This is a genomic window from Streptomyces sp. NPDC034103 (assembly GCF_055575395.1).
In genome coordinates, this window is sequence record NZ_JBVISS010000004.1 from 150,438 (window position 1) to 165,531 (window position 15,094).

12 protein-coding genes are annotated in these 15,094 nt (G+C 73.9%); 10 read left to right on the forward strand and 2 right to left on the reverse strand.

The genetic code is table 11. The features are described from left to right. Nucleotides 1-179: 179 nt before the first annotated feature. Both ACZ56U_RS10100 and ACZ56U_RS10105 read right to left on the reverse strand, forming a co-directional pair. Nucleotides 180-752: a GNAT family N-acetyltransferase gene (locus ACZ56U_RS10100; protein WP_469083549.1), complete on the reverse strand. Its 573-nt coding sequence runs from the start codon at nt 750-752 to the stop codon at nt 180-182. Between the two features lie 4 nt (nt 753-756). Further along, a complete protein-coding gene (locus ACZ56U_RS10105; protein WP_469083550.1) occupies nt 757-1,392 on the reverse strand; it encodes a YciI family protein in 636 nt (211 codons plus the stop codon). Between the two features lie 100 nt (nt 1,393-1,492). On the opposite strand from ACZ56U_RS10105, the gene ACZ56U_RS10110 reads away from it, so the two are divergent. The 10 genes from ACZ56U_RS10110 to ACZ56U_RS10155 all read left to right on the forward strand — a co-directional run bounded on the left by ACZ56U_RS10110 (nt 1,493) and on the right by ACZ56U_RS10155 (nt 15,030). Beyond that, on the forward strand, nt 1,493-1,936 hold the full coding sequence (locus ACZ56U_RS10110; RefSeq protein ID WP_469083551.1) for a GNAT family N-acetyltransferase: 444 nt from the start codon (nt 1,493-1,495) through the stop codon (nt 1,934-1,936). Between the two features lie 23 nt (nt 1,937-1,959). Further along, nucleotides 1,960-2,826 carry a fructosamine kinase family protein gene (locus tag ACZ56U_RS10115; protein WP_469083552.1) on the forward strand — a complete coding sequence of 289 codons (867 nt, stop codon included), beginning with the start codon at nt 1,960-1,962 and terminating at the stop codon, nt 2,824-2,826. Between the two features lie 23 nt (nt 2,827-2,849). Continuing rightward, nucleotides 2,850-3,701 carry an SDR family oxidoreductase gene (locus ACZ56U_RS10120; RefSeq protein ID WP_469083553.1) on the forward strand — a complete coding sequence of 284 codons (852 nt, stop codon included), beginning with the start codon at nt 2,850-2,852 and terminating at the stop codon, nt 3,699-3,701. Nucleotides 3,702-3,711: 10 nt separating this feature from the next. Then, entirely contained in the window at nt 3,712-4,248 is a 537-nt protein-coding gene (locus ACZ56U_RS10125) for a P-loop NTPase family protein (RefSeq protein ID WP_469083554.1), read from the forward strand. 242 nt (nt 4,249-4,490) lie between these two features. Next, nucleotides 4,491-6,014: an acyl-CoA carboxylase subunit beta gene (locus ACZ56U_RS10130; RefSeq protein ID WP_469083555.1), complete on the forward strand. Its 1,524-nt coding sequence runs from the start codon at nt 4,491-4,493 to the stop codon at nt 6,012-6,014. A 132-nt stretch (nt 6,015-6,146) separates the two neighbouring features. Further along, complete coding sequence (locus ACZ56U_RS10135) at nt 6,147-7,916, forward strand: fatty acyl-AMP ligase (protein ID WP_469083556.1); 1,770 nt, start codon at nt 6,147-6,149, stop codon at nt 7,914-7,916. Next, a complete protein-coding gene (locus ACZ56U_RS10140; protein WP_469083557.1) occupies nt 7,913-11,911 on the forward strand; it encodes a beta-ketoacyl synthase N-terminal-like domain-containing protein in 3,999 nt (1,332 codons plus the stop codon). Before ACZ56U_RS10135 ends, ACZ56U_RS10140 begins: the two co-directional genes overlap by 4 nt. 21 nt (nt 11,912-11,932) lie before the next feature. Continuing rightward, entirely contained in the window at nt 11,933-12,874 is a 942-nt protein-coding gene (locus ACZ56U_RS10145) for an alpha/beta hydrolase (protein ID WP_469083558.1), read from the forward strand. A gap of 122 nt (nt 12,875-12,996) precedes the next feature. Next, entirely contained in the window at nt 12,997-14,211 is a 1,215-nt protein-coding gene (locus ACZ56U_RS10150) for a PucR family transcriptional regulator (protein WP_469083559.1), read from the forward strand. A gap of 177 nt (nt 14,212-14,388) precedes the next feature. Then, a complete protein-coding gene (locus ACZ56U_RS10155) occupies nt 14,389-15,030 on the forward strand; it encodes a cutinase family protein (protein WP_469083560.1) in 642 nt (213 codons plus the stop codon). Nucleotides 15,031-15,094 lie beyond the last annotated feature (64 nt).

Consider the following 15,094-nt stretch of genomic DNA (forward strand, 5'->3'; position numbering starts at 1 on the left):
TTACATGGTTCGGCAGCACGCGTGCTGGGCGTACGAGGCCCGGCAAGAGAGCCTCCGCCCCCTTAGTGGCCGCCGGAACCGGAAAGGTTGCCGTCCCTCGTCGGCGGAGTGTCGGCGCAGATGCCGGCGGCCGCCGCGCCGGTCCGCGGAGGCCGCCCCCGTGCCGATGACGTACGCCGTCAGCGCAGATCGAGCCGCATCAGGATCCGTGGATGACCGGCCAGCACGGACGTGGTGTCCGCGGCGTGGACGAATCCGGCGCGCTCGAAGTTCTTGCGGATACCGGCGTACGCCATGGTCAGGTCGACCCGGGCGTCGCCGTTGTCGAGCGGGTACGCCTCGACCACCGGCGCGCCGTGCGAGCGGGCGAAGTCCACGGCGCCGGTGATCAGGGCGTGCGAGATCCCCTGCTTGCGGTGCCCGGGGCGGACCCGGATGCACCACAGCGACCACACCGGCAGGTCGTCGACGTGCGGGATCTTGCGGTTGCGGACGAACGTGGTCTCCGAGCGCGGTGCCACGGCGGCCCATCCGACGGGTTCGTCGCCGTCGTAGGCGAGCACGCCCGGCGGGGGCTGTGCGTGGCACAGCTCGGCGACGTAACCGCCGCGGGCCGGGCCGCGCAGCTCGTTGTTGAGCTTGGACGGGATGCGGTAGCTCAGGCACCAGCAGACGGACGCGGTGGGCGACTTCGGCCCGATCACGAGACGGACGTCCTCGAAGACCGAAGCCGGGCGAACCTCGATGGTCATGGCGTCACGATCCCTCGGAGCGCGGCTCGTCGTCCTCGTCGACGGGGCGGCCGCCGAACCGCCAGTCGTGGATCTCCACACTCTCGTACAGCCCGTCGCGGGCGTACGGATCCTTCGCCATCAGGGCCTCCGCCGCGCCGCGGTCCGGCAGTTCGACGAGCAGGGCGGTACCCCTCCACCCGGTTCCGTCCTCGGAGAGCAACGGGCCGTAGGCGATGAGGTGTTGACGGTAGCCGTCGACGAGATACCGGTGCTGCTCCGCCTCCAGCCGGTCGGACGCCCCGGTGGCGTCGGGTTTGCCGTGGGCGATCACCAGGAAGCGGTGCCGGCCGGCGCGCCCGCCGGTGAACTCCCACATCGTGCGGCCCAGTACGTTCCGCCAGCGACGGATCATCACCTCGCTGTAGACGCCCGCCCGGTGGTTGGGCTCGTCGTACGCGAACTCCCGCGCGGCGGCCGGGTCGGGCAGGTCGACGATGTGCATGCTGCCCGTCACGCCCTCGCCGTCTGCCGTGAGCGTCGGACCGCGGGCGATCATCCCATCGGCGTAGCGGTCCATGAACGCCCAGTGTTCCTCGTTGAGTTCCATGCGCAGCGGCATGGAACCCTGCCGGTCCCGGCAGTAGAAGAAGTACTCCATGACGCCCCCTGGAAGCTCGCGGATACACCGTGGTCGGCGGTGCCGGATCGTAGCGACCCGCGCACCGCGCACGCACGCGCATTACCGTAACGTGGTGATCATGGCCGATTGGAAGGTGCGACCGGCGACGGCGGCCGACGTCGAGGCGATCGTCGAGCTGCGTGCCGTGGTCATGCGGCCCGATCTGGAACGGCTCGGGCGGTACGACGAGCACCGGGTGCGGCAGCGGCTGCGGGACGGTTTCGTGCCCGAGCAGACCTGGGTCATCGAGGTGGGTGGCGCGTTCGCCGGATGCGTGGCGTTGCGGCCGGCCGAGGACGCGTACTGGCTGGAACACTTCTACCTGGCGCCGGATCTACAGGGCGGCGGCATCGGTTCGGCTGTGCTGGGGCTGCTGCTTGAGCGGTGCGACCGCGAAGGGCTGCCGGTCCGGCTGAACGTGCTCCAGGGCGGTGCGGCACGGCGGTTGTACGAGCGGCACGGGTTCACCGTCGAGTCGCAGGACCCGGTGGACGTGTTCATGGTGCGTGAGCCGGCCGCCTGAGGGCCGGTTGATCGGAGGGCGCGGTGCGCGAGGAACAGGACGGGCCGGAGGCGGTCGCCGCGCGGCTCACCGGGCGCGCGGTGACGGCACGGAGGCCGTTGTCGGGGACGGTCACCGAGGTCACGCTCGACGAGGGGCCGGTGGTGGTCAAGGACGCCGGGAGCGCGGAGGCCGCCCGGGCCGAGGCCGCCGGGTTGGAGTGGCTGGCCGGCGCGGGGGCGGTTCGGGTGCCGGCCGTGCACGGTGTCGAGGGGCGGTGGCTGGTCACCGGGTCCGTTCCGCGGGGGCGGGCCGGTGCCGAGGCCGCGGTGCGCTTCGGGCGGGCGCTGGCCGGGCTGCACGCGTCCGGCGCTCCGGCGTTCGGTGCGCCGCCGCCGGGCGGTGGGGCCGAGGCGTACATCGGACGGGCCCCGATGCGGAACGTACCCGGGGACGACTGGCCCCGCTGGTACGCCGAGCACCGGGTGCTGCCGTATCTGCGTACGGCCGTCGACCGGGGGACCGTGCTGCGCGGCGAGGCGGCCGTGGTGGAGCGTGTCTGCGAGCGGCTCGCCGAGCTGTCCGGTCCGGACGAGGATCCCGCGCGGCTGCACGGGGACCTGTGGAACGGCAACGTGCTGTGGGGCGCCGATGGCCAGGTGTGGCTGATCGATCCCGCGGCACACGGCGGGCATCGGGAGACCGACCTCGCGATGCTGGCGCTCTTCGGCTGCCCACACCTCGCCGAGGTGCTGGAGGGCTACCAGGACGTCACACCGCTCGCCCCCGGTTGGCAGCGGCGCGTCGGTCTCCACCAGCTCTTCCCGCTGCTGGTCCACGCCGTCCTCTTCGGCCGCGCCTACGCCGAGCAGGCCCTCGACACGGCCCGTGAACTCCTCACCGAGCGCTGAGCGGTGTCCTACGGTGGCGGGCCATGAGGGTGCTGATCATCGGCGGAAGCGGTTTTCTGGGAACGGAGTTGGTGCGTCGGGCGACCGCCGCGGGCTGGGAGACGGCCGCGACGTTCCGTTCCCGTCCCGGCGCCGCGTCCGGCGTCTCGTGGCACCCACTCGACCTCCGGGTCCCCGGGCAGGTCGACGAGGTCATGGCCGCGGTCGCCCCCGACGCCGTCGTCAACGCCACCAGCGGCCAGAGCGACTGGGCGGTGACGGCCGACGGCTCGATCCGCGCGGCGATGGCCGCCGCACGGCACGGCCTGCGGCTGGTGCACGTCTCCAGTGACGCGGTCTTCTCCGGGGCCCGGGTCCACTACGACGAGGCCTGCCTGCCCGACCCGGTCACGCCGTACGGTGCGGCCAAGGCGGCCGCCGAGAGTGCCGTACGGCTCCTGGCACCGGGCGCCGCGGTCGCCCGCACCTCGCTGATCATCGGGAACGGCGGGTCCGCGCACGAACGCATGGTCCACGACCTGGCCGGCGGCGCGCACGACGGCGTCCTGTTCACCGACACCGTCCGCTGCCCGGTCCATGTCGAGGACCTCGCCGGTGCGCTGCTGGAACTCGCCGCGTCCGACCTTCCGGGCATGTTCCATCTGGCCGGGCAGGACGCCGTGAGCCGTCACGAACTCGGCGTCCTCATCGCCCGCCGCGACGGGCTCGACGCCTCCCGCCTCCCCTCCGGGCGCCGCGCCGACAGCCGTGTGCCGGGCGCCCTCGACGTCCGCCTCGACAGCACCGCCACACAACGGCGCCTCGTGACCCGCCTGCGCGGCGCCCGGGAGTTCCTCCGTGCCGGGACCGACGAGCCCGGGGTGGCCGAGCGGTAGGGTCCCCGAGGTGACGACGGTCCCCTCCCCCACCCGCCTGATCGTCCTGCGCGGCAACAGCGCGAGCGGCAAGAGTTCGGTGGCCGCCGGGGTGCGGGCCCAGTACGGCCGCGGTGTCGCCCTGGTCAGCCAGGACACCCTGCGCCGTGAGGTGCTGCGCGAGCGCGACATCCCCGGCGGCGCCAACATCGGCCTGATCGACCTGACGGTGCGGCACGCCCTCGAACACGGCTTCCACACCGTGCTCGAGGGCATCCTGTACGCGGCGCACTACGGCGACATGCTCGCCGGGCTCCTTGCCGACTACCGTGACCGCGCCCACTGCTTCTACCTGGACGTCCCCTTCGAGGAGACCCTCGTCCGGCATGCCACCAAGCCCATCGCGGACGTGGTGGGTCCGACCGAACTGCGGTCGTGGTACCGGCCGTTGGACGTACTTCCCGGCCGTGTCGAAACGGTGGTCCCGGCGAGCAGCCCCCTCGCGGCGACGATCGACCAGGTGATGCGCGCGTCCGGCCTCGATGCGCGGGCCGGGGGCATGGGTTGAGGCAGCGCCGCGCATGCGCCGGTCGAGGCCACCGGCGGAGGTTCAGCGCCCCGGGCCACACGGGAGGTCGGCGGGCCTTGTCACGCCGGGATGAAATTCCGCAGTCGATGACTCAACTCCCCCACATACGCCGGTGATTCGTCGCGGCCCCGGTCGGCACGCTGCCATATTCGACAACCACTTCGGAGGTGGTTGTGACACAAGGGGCTACGACATCCGGTCCGGAGCAGAGGGCCGCGGCCATGCGGGGCGACACCGCCGAGCGCATCGCCGATCTCAGCCGACGCGCGAAAGAGGCGGCGGGCGGCGGCGCGAGAAGACGTGGGGAGTTCGGGGCCCGCGAGCGGATCGAACGGCTCGTGGACGAGGGGTCCTTCAGCGAGACCGGGCTGTTCGTACGGGCCCGGCCCACGGGCGATGACGGCCGGCGGCCCTACGGCGACGGGGTGATCACCGGGTTCGGCACCGTCGACGGCCGCCAGGTGTGCGTGTTCGCCCAGGACTCCTCGGTGTTCGGCGGGAGCATGGGAGAGGCGTTCGGCGAGAAGACCGTCGCCCTGATGGATCTCGCGCTGAAGACCGGCTGCCCGGTCATCGGCCTCAACGACTCCGGCGGCGCGCGCATCCAGGAGGGCGTCGCCTCCCTCGCCCTCTACGCCGAGCTGGTGCGCAGGAACGTCCAGGCGTCCGGGGTCATCCCGCAGATCTCGGTCGTGCTCGGACCCTGCGCGGGCGGCGCCGCCTACTCGCCCGCGATCACCGACTTCACCGTGATGGTCGACGGCGCCTCGCACATGTTCGTCACCGGCCCCGACGTCATCGAGACGGTCACCGGCGAGCGCACCACCGCCGAGGAGCTGGGCGGCGCCCGCACCAGCAACACGGTCAACGGCAACGCCCACTTCCTCGCCGCCGACGAGGAGGACGCCCTCGACACCGTGCGCGACCTGCTGTCGTATCTCCCCGCCAACAACATGGAACGGCCGCCGCAGTACGCGCCCGGCGACGCACCCGCCGGGGAGCCGCTCGACTCGATCGTCCCGGACCGGCTCGAGCAGGCCTACGACATGCGGGAGATCCTGCGGGCGGTCGTCGACGACGGCGAACTGCTCGACGTGCAGGAGCTGTTCGCGCCCAACATCATCTGCGCCCTGGCCCGCGTCGAGGGGCAGTCGGTCGGTGTCGTGGCGAACCAGCCGCTGCACCTGGCCGGCGTCCTCGACATCGACGCCTCCGAGAAGGCCGCCCGGTTCGTACGGTTCTGCGACGCGTTCGGCATCCCCCTGCTGACCTTCACCGACGTGCCCGGCTATCTGTCCGGGCTGCGCCAGGAGCAGGGCGGCATCATCCGGCGCGGCGCGAAACTGCTGTACGCCTACGCCGAGGCGGCCGTCCCCAAGGTGACCGTCGTGGTGCGCAAGGCGTACGGGGGCGGATACGCCGTGATGGGCTCCAAGCACCTCGGGGCCGACGTCAACCTCGCCTGGCCGACCGCCCGGATCGCGGTGATGGGCGCCGAGGGCGCGGTAGGCGTCCTGCACCGGCGTGAACTGGCCGCCGCCGAGGACCCCGAGGCGCTGCGGGCCCACCTGATCGCCACCTATGAGCGCACCCACGGCACGCCCTACCTCGCAGCCGAACGCGGCTACGTCGACGCCGTCATCGCCCCGCGCGAGACCCGGCACCACATCTGCCGCGCCCTGCGTGCCCTGCGCAGCAAGCGCGCCCACCTGCCGCAACGGCGGCACGGCAACATCCCGCTCTGAACACCCCGACTCCCGGCCCCCGCAAGGCCCTCCAGAACACCCCCGCAAGGCCCCGCGCAACCCCGCGCATCCGACCGGGATCGAACGCCGGCCCCCCGCAGGCCGATCCCGCGACGTGAGGAGCCACGACCGATGGACAGCCGCCGCCCCCCGATCGCGCCCGCGTGCCGGACCCTGCCGGAGTACGTGCGGCACTGGGCCGAGACCAGCCCGGACCGCCGGGCGTTCACCTTCGTCGACCATCCCGCACCGCACTCGCGCGGTGTCCACCGCACCCTCACCTGGCGGCGTCTGGACCTGCGCGTGCGGGCCCTCGCCGCCAGGCTCGCCGAGCAGGGCGCACCGGGGGCGCGGGTCGCACTGCTGTGTCCCCAAGGCACGGAGTACGTCACCGGGTTCCTCGCGGCGCTGTCCGCGGGGATGGTCGCCGTGCCCCTGTATCCGCCGGGGCTGCCCGGACACGCGGACCGGCTCGCGGGCGTGCTCGCCGACGCCCGGCCGGCGGCCGTCGTGACCACGAGCGCCGTGCGGCAGGAGGTGGCGGACTTCTGCGCGCAGGCGGCCCCGGACACGCGGATCGTCGGTGCGGACACCGTGTCCGACGACGTGGCCGACGGCTTCCGGCCGCCCGCCACGGACCCCGGGGACATCGCCTACCTCCAGTACACCTCCGGTTCGACGCGCGCCCCGGCGGGCGTGGAGATCACCCACGCCAACGTCGTCGCCAACGCCCGCCAGGCGCTGAGCGCGTACGGCGCCGACGTCCACCGGGTGACCTGCGTGGGCTGGCTGCCGCTCTACCACGACATGGGGCTGGTGCTCAGCGTCGCCGCGCCCGTGGTCCGCGGGCTGCTGTCGGTGCTGATGGACCCGACGGCCTTCCTGCGCGAGCCCGTGCGCTGGCTCAGGCTGCTGGCCGCGCACCCCAGCGCCCTCAGCGCCGCGCCCAACTTCGCCTACGACTACTGCGCCGCCACCATCACCGACGCGCAGAAGGCGGACCTCCGGCTCGACGGGGTCGCCGCGCTGATCAACGGCAGTGAACCGGTGCGCCCCGGCACCGCCGACCGCTTCCACGCCGCCTTCGCCGACCGGGGCCTGGCCCCCACCACCCACTGTCCGTCGTACGGGCTCGCCGAGGCGACCGTCTTCGTCAGCGCCGCCCGGCCCGGTGAACCGCTCGCCCGGTTCGCCCTCGACCGCGACGCCCTCGCCTCCGGGAAGGCGCTGCCCGCCCGGCCCGACGACCCGCGAGCCGTCCTGCTGGCCGGGTGCGGCAGCCCGGCCGGCCAGCGCGTCCGGATCGCCGACCCCGCCACCGGCGCCGTGCTGGGCGAGGGCGAGGTGGGTGAGATCCGGGTGCAGGGTCCCAACGTCGGCCGGGGCTACTGGAACCGGCGGGAGGAGAGCGAGCGGGTCTTCGGGGCCGGGTTCACCGACACCGAGGACGCGCCCGGCCGTTGGCTGAGCACGGGTGACCTGGGCGCGGTGCTGGACGGGCAGCTGATCGTCACCGGCCGGCTCAAGGACCTGGTCATCGTCGACGGGCGCAACCACTACCCGCAGGACATCGAGGCCACCGCCCAGGACGCGCACCCCGCCGTGCGGCCCGACCGGCTCGCCGCCTTCGCCGTGCCCGGAACCCCGGGGGAACGGGTCGTGGTCGTGGCCGAGCACGTGCGCGGCACGACGCTCGCCGACCTCGACGTGCCGAACGTCGTACGGGCCGTGCGCGGCGCCGTCTCCAGCCGGCACGGGCTGCGGCTGCACGAGGTCGTCGTCGTGGCGCCGGGGGCGGTCGCGCGGACCTCCAGCGGCAAGGTCTCCCGGGCACTGACCCGGGAGCGCTATCTCCAGGGCGTCTACGCGGCGTCCCCGGAGTCGCGGAAGGCCGCGGGATGAGGGGCGTCGACGCGGGCGCGCTGCGCCGGCTGATCGCCGAGCGGGTGGCGTCCTGGGACGGCAGCGCGCCCGAGGACGTGCCCATGGACCGACAGCTCACGGACCTGGGCATGTCCTCCCGGGACGCGGTCGCGCTGGCCGCCGAGCTGTCCCGGGTCACGGGGTGCGAACTGCCCGCGACGCTGCTGTGGGAGGCGTCGACCGGCGACGCCCTGGTGGCACGGCTGTGCGGCACGGCCCCCGGCCCGGCGCCGCTCGTCAGGGCGTCCGGTGGCCACGGCGAGCCCATCGCGGTCATCGGCGTCGGCTGCCGGTTGCCGGGCGGGGTGCATAGCCCGGAGGACTATTGGCGGCTGCTGTCCAAGGGTGTCGACGCCGTCCGGCGGGTGCCGGAGGACCGGTGGCGCGACTTCACCGCCTTCCCGCCCGCCGACGCGCACCCCTACGGCGGCTATCTCGACGACATCGCCGGGTTCGACGCGGACCTGTTCCACATCACCCCCCGCGAGGCCGCGCTGATGGACCCCCAGCAGCGGATCCTGCTGGAGGTCGTGCACGAGGCGCTCGACCACGCCGCCGTCCCGGCCGTGTCCCTGGCGGGCACCGCCACGGGTGTCTTCGTCGGGGTCTCGGCCCCGGAGTACGGCCAGCTCACCGGCGCCGACCCGGCAGCCGTCGACCCCTGGGCGCCGGCCGGCGCGGCCCTGAGCATCACCGCGGGCCGGCTGGCGTACGTCCTGGACACGCGCGGCCCCAGCCTGGCCGTGGACACCGCCTGCTCCTCGTCGCTGGTCGCCGTGCACCACGCCTGCGTGAGCCTGTGGGCCGGGGAGAGCGAGACGGCGATCGCGGCGGGCGTCAACCTGTTGCTGTCGCCCGCGGTCACCGTCGCCTTCCGGCGCGCGGGTGTCCTCGCCCCGGACGGGCGGTGCAAGCCGTTCTCGGCCGCGGCCGACGGCATCGGACGCGGCGAGGGCTGCGCGGCCGTCGTCCTCAAGCGCCTGTCGCACGCGGAGCGGGACGGTGACCGGGTCCTGGCGGTGATCCGCACCACGGCCGTCAACTCCGACGGACGCTCCAACGGGCTCATGGCTCCCAACCCGGCAGCCCAGCGGGCCCTGTTGGAGACCGCGTACGCACGGGCCGGACTCGCCCCGGGCCAGGTCGACTTCGTGGAGGCGCACGGCACCGGCACCCCGCTCGGCGATCCCATCGAGGCGGGCGCCCTGGCCGCCGTGCTCGGACCCGGCCGCGATCCCGACCAGCCGCTGCTGCTCGGCTCGGTCAAGGGCAACCTCGGTCACCTGGAGTCGGCCGCGGGCATCGCCGGGCTGGTCAAGACGGTGCTCGCACTGCGCCACGACGTCATCCCGCCCTCCCTGCACGGCGCGGACGGCAGCGCGCTGGACGACGACCGGCTGCGGTTGGTCACCGAGCCCGAGCCGTGGCCCCGCTACGGCGGCACGGCCACCGCGGGCGTCTCCTCGTTCGGCTTCGGCGGCACCAACGCCCATGCCGTGCTGGAGGAATGGCGGCCCGCCGGTCCCCCGCCGGAGCCGCTCGACGAGCCCGGCCCCCGGTTGCACCTCTTCTCCGACGCCGACGAGGAGCGGGTGCGCGACACCGCGGGCCGGGTCGCCGACTGGCTGGAGACCACGGCCGCGCACCCGGTCGACGTGGCCCGCACCCTCGCCGGGCGCACCGGCCGGGGACCGGTCCGCGCCGCCGTCGTCGCCGCCGAGCGCGACGAACTCCGCGACGCGCTGAGGGCGTTGGCCACCGGACGCCCGGACGCCCGCGTCGTCACCGGTGACCGGGACCTCGTCGGCCCCGGCACCGTGTGGATCTTCTCCGGGTACGGCGGCCAGTGGGCCGGCATGGGGCGCCGACTGCTCGCCGAGGAGCCCGCGTTCGCCGCCGCGGTGGAGAAGCTGGACCCCCAGCTCGCCGCCGAGTGCGACGGTCTGTCCCTGTACGACCACCTCGCATCCGGCACCGGCCTGGACCGGCTGGAGAGCACCCAACCCCTCATGTTCGGGCTGCAGTTGGCGCTCGCCGAGCTGTGGCGTGCCCACGGTGTCGAGCCCGCCGCCGTGATCGGCCACTCCATGGGCGAGGTGGCGGCCGCCGTGTGCGCGGGCGCCCTGGACGTGGCGGACGGGGCGCGTGTCATCACCGTGCGTGCCCGGCTGCTGAACGGACTGCGCGGTGGCGCCATGGCCGTCGTGGATCTCGACGACCGCGAACTCGACCGGCTGGCGGGGGACTTCCCGGGGGTGCATGTCGCCGTCCACTCCTCGCCCCGGCACAAGGTCGTCACCGGCGAGGCGGTGGCGGTGGCCCGGCTGGTGGAGCGGCTGGAGAAGGAGGGCAGGTCCGCCCGGTCCCTGCGGGTGGTCGGCGCCGGGCACTCCCCGCAGGTCGACCCGCTGCTGCCGGAGCTGGCCGAGAAGCTGGCCGGAGTGCGGGGCCGCCGGCCGCGCGTGCCGGTGTACTCCACGGTCCTCCACGACCCGCGCGCCGAGAGCGCCTTCGACGCCGCCCACTGGGTCGCGAACCTGCGTTGGCCGGTGCGCCTGGACCGGGCCGTCACGGCCGCCGCGGCCGACGGCCACACCGCGTTCGTGGAGATCTCCCCCCATCCGGTCCTCACCGGGGCCGTCACCGACTGCGTGCCCGGCGCGCTGGCCCTGGCCACGCTGCGCCGCGACGCGGACGGCTCCGCCGCGTTCGCGACCCGGCTGGCCGCGCTCTACGCGGCGGGCCAGCGCCTCCCGCTGCCGCCCGGCCAGGTCGTCGACGTACCCGGACCGCGCTGGCGGCACGTGCGGCACTGGTGGACGGACGGACGGGCCAAAGCGGCGTCGGGACCGAGCGACGCACCGGTGCGGGACGACCACCAAACCGATGCCGAGGCTGGGCCCGCGGGCGAGTCCTCGTCGGTGCTGGCCCGGCTGTGCCACCACATCGCCGCCGTCAGCGGCCACTCCCCGGCCCGTGTCGTTCCGGCCGCCGCCCTCGCCGACCTCGGCCTCGACTCGTTGATGGCCGTCCGCGTCCGTACGGCCATGGAGCGCGAGTTCGGCATCGACCTGCCCCTGCGCGACCTGCTCGGCGCGGCCACCGTGGCCGAGGCCGCCGAACGCGTGGAGCACAGGCTCCCCTCGACCGCCGGTGGTGTGCACCCGCGTCCACTGCGCGCCACCGGCTCCCACCCGCCGCTGTTCCTCGTGCACGCCGCCGGTGGACCGACCTCGGTGTACCGGCAGCTCACCGAGCGACTCTCCGCCGAGCAGCCGGTGTTCGGGCTCGACCGGATCGAGCAGGCCCGCACGGTGTCCGACAAGGCGCGCCGCTATGCCGCGGCGATCACCGCCACCCACCCGAAGGGACCTGTGCTGTTGGGCGGTTGGTCCTTCGGGGGCTTCGTCGCCCAGGAGACCGCACGGCAACTGACCGAGGCGGGACGCGAGGTGCGCCTGCTCGTGCTCATCGACTCCGTGCGCCCGCTCCCGCACCGCGGCCCGACAGGGACCGACCGGGTCCGACGCCACTTCGAGGGCTTCGCCGCGCACGTCGCCGAGACCTACGGCATTCCACTGGAGTTGCCGTACGACGACCTGGTGGCGATGGACGACGACGAGCAGCGCATCGACGCCGTCCTCGGGGCGCTGCGCGCGGCGGCGGACATCCCGCCCGCGGCCCTGGAGCACCAGCGCGCCTCCTACCTCGACCTGCGGATCGGCGAGGCGCACCGGCCCGGCCCGTACCACGGCCGGACCCTCCTCTACCGGGCCACCGAGCCGGCCCCGCACACCGTGCGCGATCCGGCCTACGAGCGGGACGACGAGGCGCTGGGCTGGGACGAGGTCTGCCCGGACCTGGAGGTCGTACCGGTGGCCGGGCACCATCTGGCGCTGCTCGACCCGCCGTGCGTCGAGGAGATCGCCGCCCATCTCGGCCGGGCGCTCGCCGAGCGGGCCCCGTCCACCTGAACCGGAACACGAGGAGCCGCCATGTCCCACCCCGCCACCGCAATGACCCGGCGCACCGCCGCCAGAACGGCCGCCGCGGCCGGTCTGGCCGTCCTGTTCGGTGCCGCGACCGCGGGCCGCGCGCGGGCGGCGACCCGGCTGGGCCCACGCACCCTGGACCTGTCCGTGCCGTCCGCGGCGTTGGGCCGCAGCGCTCCGGTGCGGCTGATCCTCCCGTCGGGCTTCGACACCGACACCGGGCGGACCTACCCCGTGCTGTACCTGCTGCACGGCGCCCATGACGACTACACGTCCTGGACCCGGGAGACGGACATCGAGGCCTTCACCCAGGGCCGCGACGTGATCGTGGCGATGCCGGACGGGGGCCCCACGGGTATCCCCAGCGCCTGGCGCGACGGCCCCGACTACGAGACGTTCCAGGTCCAGGAGGTGCCACGGCTGCTGGCGCGGGAGTACCGCGCCTCCGGCAGGCGAGTCGTCGCCGGCGTCTCCACCGGCGGCTACGGAGCCATGGCCCACGCCGCCCGGCACCCGGGCGTGTTCGCCGCGGCCGCCTCCTACAGCGGGGTCCTCGACACCACCGCACCGGGCGTGCCGACCATCGTGGACGCGATCGTCGCCCGCGAGGGCCTCTCCCCCGTCGCACTCTGGGGCAACCCCGTCCTCAACCTCCTCACCTGGCGGGACTTCAACCCGCGCGCCCGCGCCGCGGGACTGCGCGGCACCGCCCTCTACGTCTCCCAGGGCAGCGGGGTGGGCGGCGGCAGCGGGGATCCGCTGCCCGGGATCCTGGAGAGCGCCCTGTGGCCCTCGGCCCACAGCTTCACCGACATGCTCACGCGTCTGCGCATCCCGGCGACGGCCCACCTCTACACCGGCGGCGGGCACAGCTGGGCCTACTGGAAGGGCGAGTTCGCCTCCTCGTGGCCGATGCTCGCCGGTGCGCTGGGGGTGCCCGCGTAATGTCCGCGCCGTGGGGGCACGGAACGGAGCGGAGGGGACGCCCGTCCAACACGGGAGGTCCCAGCCGTCCCGTGGGCCACAGCGCTCGCGCGACCCGCATCCGGGCGAAAGGAATGTCCCCGATGACTGCCCCCACACCGCACGAGGTGCCGGACGGTCGCGGGACCGCACCGGTGCCGCCCGAACTGGCGGAGCTGCTGCGCGCCCGGCTCAAGTCCGTGGCCGACGAGGTGGAGGAGGAGGTCCGCCGCCAGGTCCCGGAGTACGCGCGACCCGTGGACGAGACGGAACGCAAATGGCTGCGGGAGGGGGTGGTGCAGGCGCTGACCCTGTTCGTCGACCACATCGCCGACCCGTGCGACGACGGGGAGTCGATCGCGGCGACGTACTACGAGCTCGGACGCGGTACGGCCGTGGAGGGCCGCGCCCTGGACCCGTTGCAGTCCGCGCTGCGCATCGGCGGGATGCACGCCTGGCGGCTGATGGGCCGTACCGCGGAGGACCTGGGGCTGGACTCGACGGTCGTGGCCGCACTGGGCGAACTGGCGTTCCGTACGGTGCACGAGGTCGCGGAGGCGTCCGCGGCCGGGTACGCGGCAGGGCAGTTGCGCAGCACGGACGAGCTGGAGCGGCGTCGAAAACGCCTGCTGAACCTGCTGCTGGGGCCGGGCCCGGTGGCCCCGGAGGCCGTCAACGACCTCGCGCACCGGGCTCGCTGGCCGGTGCCGCGACAGATCGCCGTCGTCGCCCTGGCCGCCGCCTCCCCCGACCAGTGCGACGCGCCGGCGATGGCCGGCGCGCTGTCGGACATGGAGTCCCGGCCGCCCCGCATCGTCGTGCCCGATCCTGACGGTTCCGGCCGGTGGGCCGGTCGCGGCTTCGCCCTGGCGCTGCGCGGACGTCCGGCGGCGGTGGGCCCGACGGTGCCGGTCACCGAGGGCGCCCGGTCTCTGCGCTGGGCGACCCGGGCCCTGGGGCTGATGGGCCGCGGCGTCCTGCCCCGGCACGGCGTGGTGCGCTGCTCCGACCATCTGGCGACGTTGCTGCTGCACTCCGACGAACCGTTGCTGGACACCCTGCGCGCCCATGCCCTCACCCCGCTCGACACGGTCCTGCCGGGGCAGCGCGCCCGGCTCGCCGAGACCCTGCTGGCCTGGCTGCTGGGCGGCAGCAACGTGCCCGATGTCGCGGCCCGGCTGCACATCCACCCCCAGACGGTCCGCTACCGCCTGCGTCAGCTGGAGAAGCTGTTCGGCGACGCCCTGCACGATCCCGAGGCCCGCCTCGACCTCATCCTCGCGCTGCGGGCGGAATCCCTGCGCACGCGGCCGGAGTGAGAATCCGTTCCCGGTCGGCGGGCGGATCGGCGCCCGTCATTCGGTCGACGCTCACCCAGGTACAAAAACTCGCGGCGTTTCCTTTTCCCCGTCCATAACAGTCGGCCGAGCGCAGCGAATACCTTCAGGGCATCCTTTTTCGCAGGCGCATCTCGCGCCCCACCCGCGGAGGATCCCATGCGCATCCGTTTATCCCTCGCCGCGCTCTCCCTGGTCGGCGGAGCCGGGCTCACCACCCTCTCGGCACCGACGGCATCGGCTGCGGCCTGCACGGACATCGAGGTTGTCGCCGCCCGCGGCACCTTCGAACCGGGCACGCTCGGTTTCATCGTCGGCGACCCCGTGTATTCCGCCCTGCAGAAGAAAATCGCCGGACGGACGTTCTCCAGCTATGCGGTGAACTATCCCGCCGACCTTTCCCTGACGTCCGCCGCCCAGGGCAACTCGGATCTGGTGAACCACGTCAATCAGCAGGCCGCCTCCTGTCCGAATCAGCGTTTCATTCTGGTCGGCTATTCGCAGGGTGCGAACGTCGTCGACAACTCCATCGGGATCAGCAGCGCCGGGGCGGTCGTCGGCAGCCCGATCGTCGCCACGCTGCCGGCCAGGGTCGAGCCGAGAGTCGCGGCGGTGCTGCTGTTCGGCAACCCGATCCGGGCCCTCGGCAAGAGCGTCACGGGCACCTACCAGAGCCGCACCATCGACTTCTGCGCGACCGGCGACCCGGTCTGTGAGAACGGTGGGAACGACGTCGGCGCCCATCTGGGCTACACCGCGAACGCGGACGCCGCGGCCACCTTCGCGGCGGGCAAGGTCTGAGTCCCGAGGCCGGAGCACACGGCAGGGGGGAAGGGCCCGGGAGCTTTCCCGGGCCCTTCCCCCC